Here is a 14124-nt window from a genome sequence, read left to right on the forward strand (position 1 = left end):
AGTTCCTCCTTAACGTAACTTACGTATAGAATAGAAAAAACTATTAAAATAAAAAGTGGGGTAAAGTTTAAATTTTTATTAAATTGCTTTGCTCTCTTCTTTTGGTAATCTCACTTCAAATATCGTTCTAATTACGTTACTTTCAGCAGAGATTGTCCCATCATGCTGTTCGATAATATTTTTTGCGATAAATAGCCCAAGGCCTGTTCCGCCCTGTTGCTCTGACCTGGCCTTATCACCTGTATAAAACATATCAAATAAATATGGTAAATCCTCTTCTGGAATGCTATCTCCGTAATTAATAATTTGTACAACTACCTCTTCATGATCAATATATCCGTTCACATCAACAAACTTTCCATCGTATCCATAGCGAATCGCATTCGTTAAAAGATTTTCAAATACTCGAGCTAACAATTTCCCGTCACCGTTAATAGGTAAATGTGAATCCATATTCAATCTCGCTTCTAAACCTTTTTTTTCTAATAACGGATATAATTCTTCATCTAACTGTATAAGTAATTCACTTATATCAATTGGTCTTTTTTCAATTTGCAACATGCCATAATTCATTCTTGTTATTTCAAATAATTCATCAATTAAGATTTCAAGCCTTTCGGATTTCGTAAAAGCAATTGTGGAAAAATGTTTAATTTGTTCCTTCGTCAAATTCTCATCTTTAAGAATTAAATCTAAATACCCTAAAACAGATGTTAGCGGCGTTCTTAAATCATGAGCTAAGTTGACAATGAGCTGATCTTTACTACTTTCCGCAAAGTCCCCTCGTTCAACCGCTTCTTTTAATTTTTCACTCGCTACATTAATTTCGCGTGCGATATATCCAAACTCATCATTTGATGAAACACGAACTTGATTTGAAAAATCTCCGTTCGCAAGATGATGAATCCCGTTCGAAATCTCATCAAAATATTTTAAATACGGTCTAGTAAGGAAGAAGAAAAACATAATGGACAGAGGAATAAATACAATTAAAAAGAAATTAATGTCCCCAATTTGTCTTACCATTGAACGAAATTGGGCTAAAGGATCCTCATAACGAACTGCTAATTTATAATAGAGACGTAGCCCCTCATAAATCAAATACGTTACGCCACCAGCTAATATCATACTTAACGCAAATAGCATAATCATCTTCGAGCGAAAGCTTCTCATCGTTTTAGCCATTGAAAGTATAACCTACCCCCCACACTGTTTTTATTAACTTATCCTTTCTTTTATCTTCCCCAAGCTTTTTTCGCAAAGTACGGATATGTACCATAACTGTATTTCCACTTTCGTAATACCCTTCAGCCCATACTTGCTGAAAAATATTTTCCACACTGTACACTTTCTTCGGATGACTTGCTAATACATATAAAATATCAAATTCTTTTGGTGTTAATTCAATTGGCTCTCCGTACACATTTACTGTTCTTCGCTCAGGATCAATAGCGACTCCGCCTATTTCTAAAGCAGATTTATTCTCCGCTACTTTCGGCTGATTTAACGTAAGAAATCTACGCAGTTGTGCATTTACACGTGCAACTAATTCAATCGGTGTAAAAGGTTTCGTCATATAATCATCTGCGCCTAATACAAGACCTGTCACTTTATCAAAATCAGATGTTTTCGCACTTAAGAAAATGATTGGCATGTGGTGCTTGCCGCGAATCTGCCTCGTCACTTCATATCCATCCATTTTCGGCATCATAATATCTAAAACCACTAAGTCAATTGGCTGCGTTTGAATAATATGCATGGCTTCTTCTCCATCAGCTGCTTTAACGACGTGGTAACCCTCTTTTTCTAAATGTATCTCAATTAAATCAGCAATTTCCGCTTCATCATCAGCTATTAAAATTGAAATGCGCTTCATTTTAGTCCCCCTACTTTATTCTGTTTTCATACGCTCGATTTTAAACTAGTCTATCCAATTTGTACAATAAGAAAAGGCTACCCGTAAGAGTAACCTTGATAAATGAAATTATATCGGCGATTTTTTAAGTATATCGACTTACCGAAAATTAACGACAAAATCATCCCGCTATTTGCAGGTAGTCAGTACTAATAAAAGCTCCCATTCATCGCTCAAAAATAATCCGCTGCTTTGTTATTTCTTCCAACCTGCCTCGATCTACTTCATACTCACGTTCAATACTTTGCGGTACCCTTACTTTTCCGCCTTCAAGCATCACTTCCGGTGAAATAATATCCCTCTCCCAATGTCTACTAGAAGCAGATATATCTCCAGGAATCGTAAAGTTTGGCAATGAAGCGAGTGCAACATTTTGAGCTCGTGAAATCCCCATTTCTACCATGCCACCGCACCAAACTGGTATGTTATGCTCCATACAATAATTATGGATTTGAACGGACTCTGTTAATCCGCCCACTCGCCCTGGTTTAATATTAACGACGCGGCAACTGCCAAGCGTAATCGCAACACGTGCGTCTTCTAAACTATGGATGCTTTCATCTAAACAAATCGGTGTTTCAATTTTCTTTTGCAACTGTGCATGATCCAGAAAATCGTAATCCGCTAACGGTTGTTCAATCATCATAAGTTGGAATTCATCTAGTCGTTTCAACTTCTCCGTATCCGCTAATGTATAAGCTGAATTTGCATCAGCCATTAACGGGATATTCGGAAACTCTTTACGAATTTCTTTCAGCAATTCGTAATCATGTTCTGGCTTTATTTTCACTTTAAAGCGCTCGTATCCTTCTTCCGCGTACTCCTCGATTTGTTTTAGCATAACTGGAATTGTATTGATCCCAATCACAACGCCGACTTCAATTTCAGACCTATTTCCGCCAAGCAATATCGCTAACGACTGCTTTTGACGCTTCGCATATAAATCCCAAACAGCACCTTCAATTCCGGCCTTTGCCATTCGGTTTCTCTTTATATGTTTGAACAAAGACGGTACTTCATTCGGATGAGAAATTTCAGCTTTCAATAAATCTGGTAATAAAAAATCCTGAAGTACATGCAGCGCTGTCTTTACCGTTTCTTCCGTATACCACGGTTCAGAAAATGCAACGACTTCACCAAAACCAATGTATCCATCTGTATCTTCTAATTCAATGACGATACTTTCACGCTTTTCATAAGTCCCGTAACTTGCCGCAAACGGGATAATGAGCGGCATTTCCGTTATATAAAGTGTCGCTTTTTTTATTTCCACCTACATCTCCTCCACTAATTGTCTTAACTCTCGTCTTAACAATTTCTTCGAAGCATTTCGTGGTAATTCCTCTAAGAAACATGCTTTCTTCGGCACTTTATATTTCGCTAATTTCTCTTCGCAAAAACGAAGAATTTCTTCTTCTGTTACCTCTCCACTTTTTACAACAAAAGCAGCTGGTACTTGTCCCCAACTTTCGTCAGCCATACCGACAACACCCGCTTCTGCTACCGCCGGATGAGAGAGCAATACTTCTTCAATTTGAGCTGGATATATGTTTTCTCCGCCAGAAATAATTAAATCACTGCGTCGATCTAATACGTATAAAAATCCTTCCTCATCTAAATAACCGAGGTCACCAGTATGAAGCCATCCCTTTCTGATCGCCTCATGCGTCGCATCTTCACGGTTAAAGTAGCCACCTGTTACGTTCGGTCCTTTTACTACAATTTCTCCTTCAGCACGGGGCGGCACAACTACGCCGTCTTTTTCAATACGAAGCTGACACTGAAATAGTGGTTTTCCGGCTGATCCTACTTTCGTTAACATGTAATCTGCTGTTAACGTACAAATTTGCGATGATGTTTCTGTCATACCGTACGTTTGATACACAGGAATTCCTTTTTCCACACATGTTTCTAATAACGGCTTCGGTGCTGGTCCTCCCCCAAGTAACATGCATCGTAAAGAAGATGGATATGTACCTTCGCCAAGTAGTTCTAATAAATCTGTTAGCATTTTAGAAACGACAGAAATAATCGTAACGCCTCTCGTTTGAAGTGCTTTATGAATAAAATTAGCATCATATTTTGGAACGAGTAAAATGCGCATACCGTACATAATATTTTTCATTAAAAGAGATAACCCGCCAACGTGGAACATTGGCATACAAGCTAACCAACAATCATCATCACGAAGCCCTAAATTAAGCGAAGAACCGACTGCACTTGCCCAGTGGTTACCGTACGTTAAAACAACGCCTTTCGGTTTCCCTGTCGTCCCTGACGTATAAATAATTGTCATCGCTTCTTCTAAAGAGAATTCTTCTTGTATAAATGCTTCCGCCTTCGGTCCTTGCATCACTTCAGCAAATGAACATACTGGAACATTTTCCGTCTCAAACTCTTGATCCGTCACTAAACAAACAACTTCCGCATCATCCATTTGCCAAAGTAGCTCTTCTCTTGAAAGACGCGTATTTAAAAGCACAGCTACTGCACCTATGTAAGATAGGGCGTGAATAACTGTAATCATCTCCATACCATTTTTCATCAGAACAGCCACCTTTTGCGCCCGCTTCACTCCTACATGCGTGAGGTGTTCACAAACAGATACTACTTTTTCATGCAGCTGCACGAAAGTAACCTTCTCCTCTTCAATTTCAATTGCAGTGCGATCAGGTGTTAAAAATGCACGTTGCATTAACCAATTCGGCATCGTCTCCATCACTCATTCTCCTTTCATGAAAGAAAGAGACCTGATATGACATCAAGTCTCTTAGTTGTTTTGTTTCCGGTGTGATCTTTTGGTTGCGTCTCACATTGTGTGCGAGCTGCTTCCGCTTTTCATCACATCCAGCTGCGCCTCCTAGCCCCTTCCGTCTAAGAACCTTCCGCACGAGAAAGTAAAAAACACTTTCTGTGTGAAAGAACCTTAGCCTACGGGGCTAAACAGTCGGCTCCGCTTTTAAAACATCCAGCTACAGCAGCTAGAACAGTCGGTCGTTTCACGCCTTCCTGCGAGGCAAAAAGCGCCTCTTTTTCAGGAGTTCCAACGCCCTCTTGTTCTGAACGAGCTGCTTCCGCTTTTGGTTTCATCCAGCTACAGCGGCTAGAATGTTCGGTGGCTTCACTTCTTCCTACGAGGCAAAAAGCGCCTCTCTGTCAGAAGCTCCATCCCCCTCACATTCTAAGCGAGCCGCTTCCGCTTTTGGTTTGATCACGGGAAACGAGGGAATTGACCGAAGTCCGGAGTGCGTTTTTCTTTGAACGCGTCGCGGCCTTCTTTTGCTTCGTCAGTTGTGTAGTACAATAACGTTGCGTCTCCAGCTAGTTGTTGAATACCAGCTAAACCGTCTGTGTCTGCGTTGAATGCAGCTTTTAGGAAACGAAGTGCCATTGGGCTGTTTGCTAAAATTTCTTGTGACCATTGTACTGTTTCTGCTTCAAGTTCTTCTAATGGTACTACTGTGTTTACTAAGCCCATATCAAGTGCTTCTTGTGCACTATATTGACGGCATAGGTACCAAATTTCACGAGCTTTCTTATGGCCTACCATACGAGCTAAATAACCAGCTCCGTATCCACCGTCAAAGCTTCCTACTTTAGGACCTGTTTGTCCGAATACAGCGTTGTCTGCAGCGATTGTTAAGTCACATACGATATGAAGTACGTGTCCACCACCGATTGCATAACCTGCTACCATTGCGATAACCGGTTTAGGGATTGCGCGAATTAGACGTTGTAAGTCTAATACGTTTAAACGTGGGATTTGGTCGTCACCTACATAGCCACCATGACCGCGAACTTTTTGGTCGCCGCCAGAACAGAATGCACGTCCACCTTCACCTGTTAAAATGATAACGCCAACATTTGCATCATCACGAGCGTGTGCAAAAGCATTGATTAACTCCATTACCGTTTTAGGACGGAATGCATTATGTACTTCAGGGCGGTTAATCGAAATCTTTGCGATGCCATTGTATGTTGAATAAATAATATCTTCGTAATTGCCTTCTTTTACCCATTCAATAGTCATTACTATTACCTCCTTTTATATTTCTGATCTCCGCTATAAGTGCAACTTCCTTCTTGCTGAAAAAAGTATCACTGCATAGTTTTTAGAAATCCCTTTACTATTGTATCAAACTTTTCCGGTTGTTCCACATGAATTGCATGGCCAGCCCCATCAATTTTGACAAATTTCGCATGAGGGATGCATTTTTCGATGTTTTTTAATAGGCGAAAGAACTTTTCATCGCTTTCTCCATTCAGTAAAAGGACAGGCATTTTTAGGTTTTGCAATTCGTTCCACCATGAAGGTTGAGCCCCTGTTCCCATGCCACGAAGACTATTTGCAAGTCCTTTTGGATTATTAGCAAGTCGTTCTTTTCGCACCGCTTCTTTTACGTTTTGCACTAAACGTTTTTGCGTTTCAAATAGCGGAATATTTTCCCACATCGATACAAAACTTCGGATGCCTTCTTGCTCAATTTTATCGGCAAGTCGTTCATCTTTTTCCTTGCGTTCTTTTCGCTCCTTTGCACTCTCAAGTCCAGCTGTACAGTTTTCTAAAAGAAGCGAACGCACATATTCTGGATATAAGCATGCCATCGTAATCGCAAGTCTACCACCCATTGAATAGCCAAGTATGTGCGCATTTTCAATATGAAGATGATCCAGTAGTTCTTTCATTTGCAGCGCCACATTTTGAATATCATAATGCATCACATCTTCAGGACTTTCCGTTTTCCCGTGTCCAACAATGTCTACTAGAATGACTTGAAACTGCTCGCTCCAAGAAGGAATAAAGGAACCCCACGTTTCCATGCTTCCCGTAAAACCATGAAGAAGTAGAAGTGGTTCCCCGCTTCCGGCTACTTCATATTCATACGATACACCTTGCAATGTTACTTTCATTTTGATTCACCTTGCAAAGATGTAGTAATAACGTCCATTGTTTTTGCCCATAGTTCACGATGTAATTTCAAGTTTTCTTCGCGATTCGTACAAATTTCCACGACGTGTAATCCATTCGTTTTCGTTCCAGTTTGTACTTCTTCTCGGAAGTTTTCCCAACCATTTACACGGCTAAATGAACCACCATACATTTTGACAACATGTTCATAATCAAGCCCAATTGGTGTTCCAAATAATGATTCGAAATGTTCCTTTTTCTCGTATTGTGGTAAGAATGAGAAAATACCTCCACCATCATTATTTACAACAACAATCGTTATATTTAACTCATGTAGTTTCGCGGCTAATAGTCCGTTTAAATCGTGATAAAATGATAAATCACCGATTACTAATACGAGCGGATCACAAATAATACTCGCTCCTAAAGCTGTTGAAATGATTCCATCAATACCATTTACACCGCGGTTCGCCATTACTTGAATGTTTTTATCCGATGTGAAGAAAAATGAATCGGTATCGCGAATTGGCATACTATTACTCGCAAATAACGTTGCCCCTTCTGGTAATACACTTACAATATCCGTAATTACTTTTCCTTCAAATGCCGTTTCATATGTTTCCATCTCACGAAGCGTTTCTCTCGTTTTCTCGTTTATTTGTTTCCACATTCCGAACCAATCATTCTTTTTCATAACTGGCATTTTCTCTAGTAATGCTCTGCAAAATTCACTGTCACTAGCTTGTACAACTTCTGTCGCAACTAGAGCTGGATCTCTCCATTGTCCAGATTCATCGACAACGATATGAACAGCTTTCGTTTGTTTTTTGATGAACTGCGTTAATGCTTTAGAGACAGGCATTCCTCCGAAACGAATTAAAACATTCGGCTTCCACGTTTCTTTTAACAATTCATTTCGTAAAAATGTATCGTAACAATCTATAACCATCGTTTTATCATGATTACCACTACGGAGGTTAGAAAGTGGATCTGCTAAAATTGGATACCCTGTTTTCTCAGCTACTTTCATAACAACTTCTGTTATTTCTGGATGACTGCCGTCTCCACAAATAATAAGCCCCTTTTCCATATGTGAAAGGCGCCCTACAAGAGAATCTACATATTCACTCGGCATCGTCACGTTCCCTTGCTGAACTACTCCTGTATATTCACCACGCCCTTTATCCCATAAACTTTCTAATGAGAAATCCGGTATAAGCGGCTCGCGAACTGGAAAATTAAGATGAACAGGTCCTTGCGGGGCTAGAAGTGCACTTGCTATCGTACGCTGCGTTGTTATTCGAGCGTAATGATACATTGCTTCACTCGCTTCAGGAAGTGCCATCTCTGTAAATTGCTTCACAAAAGTACCGTATAAATTAAATTGATTCATCGCCTGTGGTGCACCCACATCTCTTAATTCATGCGGTCTATCCGCTGTTAATACGATAAGCGGCACTCGTGAATGAAACGCTTCACATACAGCTGGATAATAGTTCGCTGCTGCCGTCCCTGACGTACATAATAGCGCAACAGGACGTTTTTTTGCTTTCGCAATACCGAGCGCAAAAAATCCTGCTGATCTTTCGTCTACATGTAAATATGTTTTCATTCCTTCATGTTGTTCCATTAGTAAGGCAATCGGCGTTGACCGTGAGCCAGGACTAATGACAACATCACATACATTTAGACGCGTCAGTTCGTCCACGAACGCGCCTAAATAATATGATAATGCTTCTATATGATTGTTCATTTCATTAATTCCTCCAAAGCACCAAGCATCGGTCTAAACTTCAAACTTGTTTCTTCATATTCAAGCTGCGCTACTGAATCAATTACGATACCACAGCCGGCAAACAAGGATGCCTTCTCGCCATTTAATAATCCGCAGCGAAGTGCAACCGCAAATTCACCATTTCCTTCATCATCTATAAAGCCAATTGGTGCACCATATAATCCTCTATCTAAAAGCTCTACATCACGAATTAATTTCAACGCCTCATGACGAGGTGTACCACCAAGAGCTGGTGTTGGATGTAATTCTTCTACCATCGTTAAAAGACTTGCATCACCTTTTGCTTCTACTGGCGTATATAAATGGATTAAATTTTTCGTCGTTAATAAGCCTGGGCTCTCCGGAATATTAACAGATTCGCAATGCTCACTTAGCACACCTCGAATCATGTTAACTACATAACCGTGTTCAGCCAAATTCTTTTCATCATGAAGAAGCGTCTCACCATTTTGTTTACTTTCTTCTATAGAATTGCCATGACCAATTGAACCAGCAAGGCACATCGATGTGAACTTCTCGCCTTCTTTTCGAATCAATCGCTCAGGTGTCGCCCCTAAGAAGCATGCTCCTTTATAATCAAAAGAAAATACGTAACAATCCGGTTGCCCAATGCGAAGCGCTTCTAAAACAAGAACGGAATCAATATGCTGATCCATCGTTAATTTTAGCTCCCTTGCTAATACAACCTTCTGCACGTTCCCTTGCTTCATTTCATCTTGCACTTTTCCAATCGCGTTCATCCAGCCACTCGGATCAACTTCTACTTTAGAAGTAACTGTTAATTTTGATCCTACTAGTGCACATTTACTCTCTTGTAAAATTCTCTCTTCTACAGAAATAATTTCGTTATAAAGAGTTTCTGCACAATCTTCAGCTGAAACGAACTGATTAATCGTTAACCACGCCTTTTCATTTTTTACAGTTAATAAAAATGCTGGTAGTGAAAATGTGGTATCATCAAATTCTTTCCAAAGATTCGTTTTTTCTTTTTCTTGGTCAAATGAAAATCCACCAAATAAAAGAGGACCTGTTCCAAATTCGTATCCTTCTCTTTGTACGAATGCTTTCTCTTTTACTTTATCCCACTCGTCACGAGCAGTTTGAAAGCGTTTGTGAGAAGAATTTGCTATAGTGAAAACAGAGCCAATTCCAGCAAATATTACATGCTGAGCTGGGTCTGCAAAATAACATCTATTTTCGAATGCGATCCTTTTTCCTGCTGCATAAAACAGAAGTGGATCCACCCAATCTATTTGTTTTACAAAACTAACTAATGTTTTTTCATCAGTCGCACGCTTAATAGCTGTAACAAGAACTTCTTGTAAGCCTTTTCGTTTCGTTTGAATCACAATTGTCTCCCCCCTATGGGCGAAAAATAGTCATAATTACGCTTGATTTTAAGATACACCTCAAAGGAAAGGCCTGTCAACGTTTAGCATTTCTGAGAAATTCACCTTCTCTTCCTAGAAAATAAACGTTGACACTAAATGATGCTTTTTCTACACTTAATTGTGTACAATATGTGACCAAGGAGGATTCAACATGGAAATGAACGTCGAAACGAATTCCTCTCCTACGGCGCCAAAGCCAAGTAAACAAACAGGCTGGCGAATTTGGTGGAGTTTATTACGTCCCCATACATTAACAGCAGCTTTCGTTCCTGTTTTCATCGGAACAGCTTTTGCAATGCAGGTCGGAGGTATAAATCAAATACATCTTCCTCTTTTCTTTATGATGCTTCTTGCTTGCCTTCTCATTCAAGCAGCAACGAACATGTTTAATGAATACTTTGATTATAAAAGAGGACTCGATCATGAAGGTTCAGTTGGAATAGGCGGTGCTATCGTCCGCGATGGCATTAAACCAAAAACCGTTCTTAACTTAGCATTCGGATTTTTAGGCATCGCAACGCTATTAGGTGTTTATATTTGTATGAACTCTAGCTGGTGGCTTGCTGCAATCGGTCTTGTTTGTATGGCCGTTGCTTACCTTTACACTGGTGGCCCTATTCCAATTGCGTACACACCATTTGGAGAGCTAACAGCAGGATTATTTATGGGTGTCATTATTATTGGTATTTCATTCTTTATCCAAACAGGCGCAGTAACATCAGAAGTGATTTTATTATCTATTCCAAGCTCCATTTTAATTGGTGCAATTTTACTATCTAACAATATTCGTGATTTAGATGGTGATAAAGAAAATGGTCGTAAAACGTTAGCAATTCTCGTTGGACGCGAAAGAGCCGTTGGTGTACTTGCTTCTATGTTTATCGTTGCCTACATTTGGACAATCGCTTTAATCATCGTTAACATCGTATCACCATGGATGCTTATCGTATTCTTAAGTGTACCGAAAGCATTTAAAGCGACGAAAGGCTTTATCGGCAAAAGCATTCCAATGGAAATGGTACCTGCGATGATTTCAACAGCAAAAACAAATACAATTTTCGGTCTCCTAATGGGAATCGGATTATTGCTTGGATATTTCCTATAGAAAGGAGCTGCTTATGCGGCTCCTTTTTTCATATACCGACTTCCCGGCTGAAATTCATCTCATAATTCCTACTCTCAACGCTCATACTATGTAAAGAAACTGAATTGTAGGAAGGTGGACGACTATGTTAACTCCACAACAAATAAATCAATTTAAATCTATTCTAGAAAAACAACAGCAAGAAGTTGAACAAACGATACAAACTCATGAAGATGAAAACCGTGCATCTGAACGTGATTCAGTAGGAGAATTGTCTAGCTATGACAACCATCCAGGTGATATGGCTACAGAATTGTACGAACGTGAGAAAGATTTCGGACTCATCGAATTTTGGCATAAACAGTTAGAAGATACGAAACATGCTCTGCAAAAAATTGAAGCTGGTACGTACGGAATTTGCGAAGTGTCTGGTGAGGAAATTCCATTTGAAAGATTAGAAGCAATGCCAACTGCTACAACGTGTATTCAGCACACTACAAATAAATTAGATATGCAGACGCGCCCAGTTGAAGAAGAGGTGCTAGATCCTTCGTTTCATAAGCACGACGAAGATCATTCTGTAGAGTACGATGCTGAAGATGCTTGGCAAGACGTCGCAAATTACGGAACATCAGAAACACCATCCGATTTAGAAAGACAGGATTCAAAAAACTATAATGGCATGTACGTAAATAGTGAAGAAAATGTTGGGTATGTAGAGGATTTCGAAAACTTTATTGGAACAGATATGTATGGAAAAAACCCACAAGTTTTCGCAACAGAAGAACATGAAGAATATGAACAATTGCTTGATGACTTTGAAGAACGCACCTTTAAAGGTGAATTATCTTCAGATGAGTCTGGTTCTAAAGCATAAAAAAAGCATTCCGAAATTCGGAATGCTTCTTTTCGCTAGCTAATTAGTTTTTTGTAACGTTAGCTGCTTGTGGTCCGCGGTTTCCATCAACGATTTCGAAAGAAACTTCTTGACCTTCTTCTAAAGTTTTGAAGCCGTCGCCTTGAATAGCTGAGAAATGTACGAATACGTCTTCTCCGCCTTCAACTTCGATGAAGCCAAAACCTTTTTCGCCGTTAAACCATTTAACTTTACCTGTTTGCATGTCATGTACCTCCTAAATAAAAATGAAACTATGAATCCACATGAAAAGGTGGATATAAAGGACATGAATGTATAACAAGCTTACAGCCTTTAATACAACGTGCTTTATTTCCGTACCACATTATGTAGCTCAATAGTGTTTTCACTATATCATGCTATATCAAAAACGTCAAATGAGAACACTTTCGTCCCATCGTTTTTTATAATTCTAGTATAACCTTAAATTTTCATTCTATTTTTATTCAAAAATTAATAAAACTACAGTATTCTAATTCCTTTGATTTCTGTACAATATAATTACTACATATGATGAGGTGAAAAAATGCAAGCACATGAAATCGAGTATAAATTATATGGCGATGATATGCAGTTTGTTGAAATTGAATTGGATCCAGAAGAAAGCGTTGTCGCAGAGGCTGGCGCAATGATGATGATGGAAGATCATATCGAAATGGAAACGATTTTCGGTGATGGTTCTGGACCATCTAATGGTCTATTCGGTAAATTAATGGGCGCAGGTAAACGTCTCGTTACAGGTGAAAGTATGTTTATGACTGTATTTACAAATACAGGTCATGGCAAACGACACGTATCATTCGCCGCTCCTTATCCTGGAAAAATTATTCCTGTTGATTTAACAGAATATCAAGGAAAAGTAGTCTGCCAAAAAGATGCATTTCTTTGTGCCGCAAAAGGTGTTTCTATCGGAATTGAGTTTACTAAAAAAATAGGAACTGGCTTCTTCGGTGGTGAAGGTTTCATCATGCAGAAACTTGAAGGTGATGGTCTAGCTTTCATGCATGCAGGCGGAACTGTATATAAGCGTGAATTAAAACCTGGTGAGAAACTTCGCATTGATACAGGTTGTCTCGTTGCAATGACAAAAGACGTTAACTACGATGTTCAATTCGTTGGAAAAGTAAAAACAGCTCTATTTGGCGGTGAAGGTTTATTCTTCGCAACGCTAGAAGGTCCTGGAACGGTTTGGATTCAGTCCTTAACACTTAGCCGCTTAGCAGCACGCCTTACAAGCCCAGCAGCTCAAAACAGCGGTGAAGGTAGCGTTTTAGGCGGACTTGGTCGTTTATTAGATGGAAAAGAGTAAGAAGTGCCCTTATAGGGCACTTTTTATTTAGGTGGACTATACAAACCATTTTGGATCATAAAGTATTTCATCGCTTCATTAAGCCACGCCCCTTCATCTTCCGTATAAGGAAAAGGCATCATATTATTATATTGTTCTTCTACATTCTCTAATTTACCTAGAGAATACATTGTCTCTTCACCGACATACTTAAGAGTCACTTTCATATGTTCATCAACCAATTTTTGCACTTCTGAATCCTCAATTTGTCTTCCAAATAACCTTTTCACTTCTTTTGCTAAACGCATAAACTCTTTATCAAGTGCTATGTCCTCTTCTTCCGGCTTATTATATAATCCATCAGCCACTTCTTTTGATACATATTCTTCAAGCCATAAACGTTGTTCGTTTTCTTTTTGGATACTATTAATTAAGCTCATTAATATGTTACTATCTACCTCTTCATCTTCCTCAAGGTATACCATTGTTCGTTCAATCGCCTTTATCGAAACTTCAAGTTGTTTTTTCTTTTCTTCAAAGGCTACTCTTTGATTTTGTAATGTTTCTTTTAAGCTTATATTCAAACTTTTCACATTGAGCATGACACGAATTTCTTCTAAACTATATCCTAATACTTTAAGACTCACTATTTTTTGGAGCGCTAATATATCTCTATCTTTATATACACGGTGTCCTGAACTTATATTTTTTTCAGGTTTAAGCAGGCCAAGTTCATCGTAATACTGTAGTGTTCGTATTGATATACCTGTTCTCTTTGAAAACTCACCAATTGAATAGCCTTCCTTTTTGCTCATCCTACACTCCT

The 14124-nt window shown here is 39.1% G+C and carries 13 protein-coding genes; 3 read left to right on the top strand and 10 right to left on the bottom strand.

Annotation, left to right across the window (positions count from 1 at the left end; translation table 11 throughout):
- Positions 1-78: 78 nt before the first annotated feature.
- The 8 genes from MHH59_RS24280 to MHH59_RS24315 form a co-directional block, all read right to left on the bottom strand.
- Positions 79-1185 (bottom strand): HAMP domain-containing sensor histidine kinase, encoded by a 1107-nt coding sequence (locus MHH59_RS24280; RefSeq protein ID WP_002164874.1) that lies wholly within the window; start codon positions 1183-1185, stop codon positions 79-81.
- Complete coding sequence (locus MHH59_RS24285; protein ID WP_002015820.1) at positions 1178-1876, bottom strand: response regulator transcription factor; 699 nt, start codon at positions 1874-1876, stop codon at positions 1178-1180. Before MHH59_RS24285 ends, MHH59_RS24280 begins: the two co-directional genes overlap by 8 nt.
- Before the next feature lie 205 nt (positions 1877-2081).
- Positions 2082-3188 carry an o-succinylbenzoate synthase gene (gene menC, locus MHH59_RS24290; RefSeq protein WP_003191956.1) on the bottom strand — a complete coding sequence of 369 codons (1107 nt, stop codon included), beginning with the start codon at positions 3186-3188 and terminating at the stop codon, positions 2082-2084.
- Positions 3189-4634, bottom strand: a complete 1446-nt coding sequence (locus MHH59_RS24295; RefSeq protein WP_078178327.1) for an o-succinylbenzoate--CoA ligase — start codon at positions 4632-4634, stop codon at positions 3189-3191.
- 492 nt (positions 4635-5126) lie between these two features.
- On the bottom strand, positions 5127-5945 hold the full coding sequence (menB, locus tag MHH59_RS24300; RefSeq protein ID WP_002089233.1) for a 1,4-dihydroxy-2-naphthoyl-CoA synthase: 819 nt from the start codon (positions 5943-5945) through the stop codon (positions 5127-5129).
- Positions 5946-6013: 68 nt separating this feature from the next.
- On the bottom strand, positions 6014-6826 hold the full coding sequence (gene menH, locus MHH59_RS24305; RefSeq protein WP_002129651.1) for a 2-succinyl-6-hydroxy-2,4-cyclohexadiene-1-carboxylate synthase: 813 nt from the start codon (positions 6824-6826) through the stop codon (positions 6014-6016).
- Positions 6823-8577 carry a 2-succinyl-5-enolpyruvyl-6-hydroxy-3-cyclohexene-1-carboxylic-acid synthase gene (gene menD, locus MHH59_RS24310; protein ID WP_340852575.1) on the bottom strand — a complete coding sequence of 585 codons (1755 nt, stop codon included), beginning with the start codon at positions 8575-8577 and terminating at the stop codon, positions 6823-6825. The genes menH and menD overlap by 4 nt, the downstream gene beginning before the upstream one ends.
- Positions 8574-9968 carry an isochorismate synthase gene (locus tag MHH59_RS24315; RefSeq protein ID WP_002015812.1) on the bottom strand — a complete coding sequence of 465 codons (1395 nt, stop codon included), beginning with the start codon at positions 9966-9968 and terminating at the stop codon, positions 8574-8576. Before MHH59_RS24315 ends, menD begins: the two co-directional genes overlap by 4 nt.
- Before the next feature lie 193 nt (positions 9969-10161).
- On the opposite strand from MHH59_RS24315, the gene MHH59_RS24320 reads away from it, so the two are divergent.
- Together MHH59_RS24320 and MHH59_RS24325 are read left to right on the top strand one after the other, a co-directional pair.
- On the top strand, positions 10162-11115 hold the full coding sequence (locus tag MHH59_RS24320) for a 1,4-dihydroxy-2-naphthoate polyprenyltransferase (RefSeq protein WP_002015811.1): 954 nt from the start codon (positions 10162-10164) through the stop codon (positions 11113-11115).
- Positions 11116-11239: 124 nt separating this feature from the next.
- Positions 11240-11971: a yteA family sporulation protein gene (locus tag MHH59_RS24325; RefSeq protein WP_002129658.1), complete on the top strand. Its 732-nt coding sequence runs from the start codon at positions 11240-11242 to the stop codon at positions 11969-11971.
- Positions 11972-12014: 43 nt separating this feature from the next.
- Here MHH59_RS24325 and cspD read toward each other — a convergent pair whose 3' ends face one another.
- Positions 12015-12215, bottom strand: a complete 201-nt coding sequence (gene cspD, locus MHH59_RS24330) for a cold-shock protein CspD (RefSeq protein ID WP_001193051.1) — start codon at positions 12213-12215, stop codon at positions 12015-12017.
- 321 nt (positions 12216-12536) lie between these two features.
- Here cspD and MHH59_RS24335 point away from each other — a divergent pair, with 321 nt between their 5' ends.
- Entirely contained in the window at positions 12537-13319 is a 783-nt protein-coding gene (locus MHH59_RS24335) for a TIGR00266 family protein (RefSeq protein WP_002015806.1), read from the top strand.
- Between the two features lie 23 nt (positions 13320-13342).
- Here MHH59_RS24335 and MHH59_RS24340 read toward each other — a convergent pair whose 3' ends face one another.
- A complete protein-coding gene (locus tag MHH59_RS24340) occupies positions 13343-14113 on the bottom strand; it encodes a MerR family transcriptional regulator (protein ID WP_328017087.1) in 771 nt (256 codons plus the stop codon).
- Positions 14114-14124 lie beyond the last annotated feature (11 nt).

Origin of the sequence: Bacillus sp. FSL E2-0195 (genome assembly GCF_038003645.1) — a bacterium.
GTDB lineage: Bacteria > Bacillota > Bacilli > Bacillales > Bacillaceae_G > Bacillus_A > Bacillus_A mycoides.

Bases quoted from the DNA above. Each gene is read 5' to 3' on its own strand.
- MHH59_RS24280 (WP_002164874.1), bottom strand. From the start codon at position 1,185: ATGGCTAAAACGATGAGAAGCTTTCGCTCGAAGATGATTATGCTATTT.
- MHH59_RS24285 (WP_002015820.1), bottom strand. From the start codon at position 1,876: ATGAAGCGCATTTCAATTTTAATAGCTGATGATGAAGCGGAAATTGCT.
- MHH59_RS24295 (WP_078178327.1), bottom strand. From the start codon at position 4,634: ATGGAGACGATGCCGAATTGGTTAATGCAACGTGCATTTTTAACACCT.
- menB (WP_002089233.1), bottom strand. From the start codon at position 5,945: ATGACTATTGAATGGGTAAAAGAAGGCAATTACGAAGATATTATTTAT.
- menH (WP_002129651.1), bottom strand. From the start codon at position 6,826: ATGAAAGTAACATTGCAAGGTGTATCGTATGAATATGAAGTAGCCGGA.
- menD (WP_340852575.1), bottom strand. From the start codon at position 8,577: ATGAACAATCATATAGAAGCATTATCATATTATTTAGGCGCGTTCGTG.
- MHH59_RS24320 (WP_002015811.1), top strand. From the start codon at position 10,162: ATGGAAATGAACGTCGAAACGAATTCCTCTCCTACGGCGCCAAAGCCA.
- MHH59_RS24325 (WP_002129658.1), top strand. From the start codon at position 11,240: ATGTTAACTCCACAACAAATAAATCAATTTAAATCTATTCTAGAAAAA.
- cspD (WP_001193051.1), bottom strand. From the start codon at position 12,215: ATGCAAACAGGTAAAGTTAAATGGTTTAACGGCGAAAAAGGTTTTGGC.
- MHH59_RS24335 (WP_002015806.1), top strand. From the start codon at position 12,537: ATGCAAGCACATGAAATCGAGTATAAATTATATGGCGATGATATGCAG.
- MHH59_RS24340 (WP_328017087.1), bottom strand. From the start codon at position 14,113: ATGAGCAAAAAGGAAGGCTATTCAATTGGTGAGTTTTCAAAGAGAACA.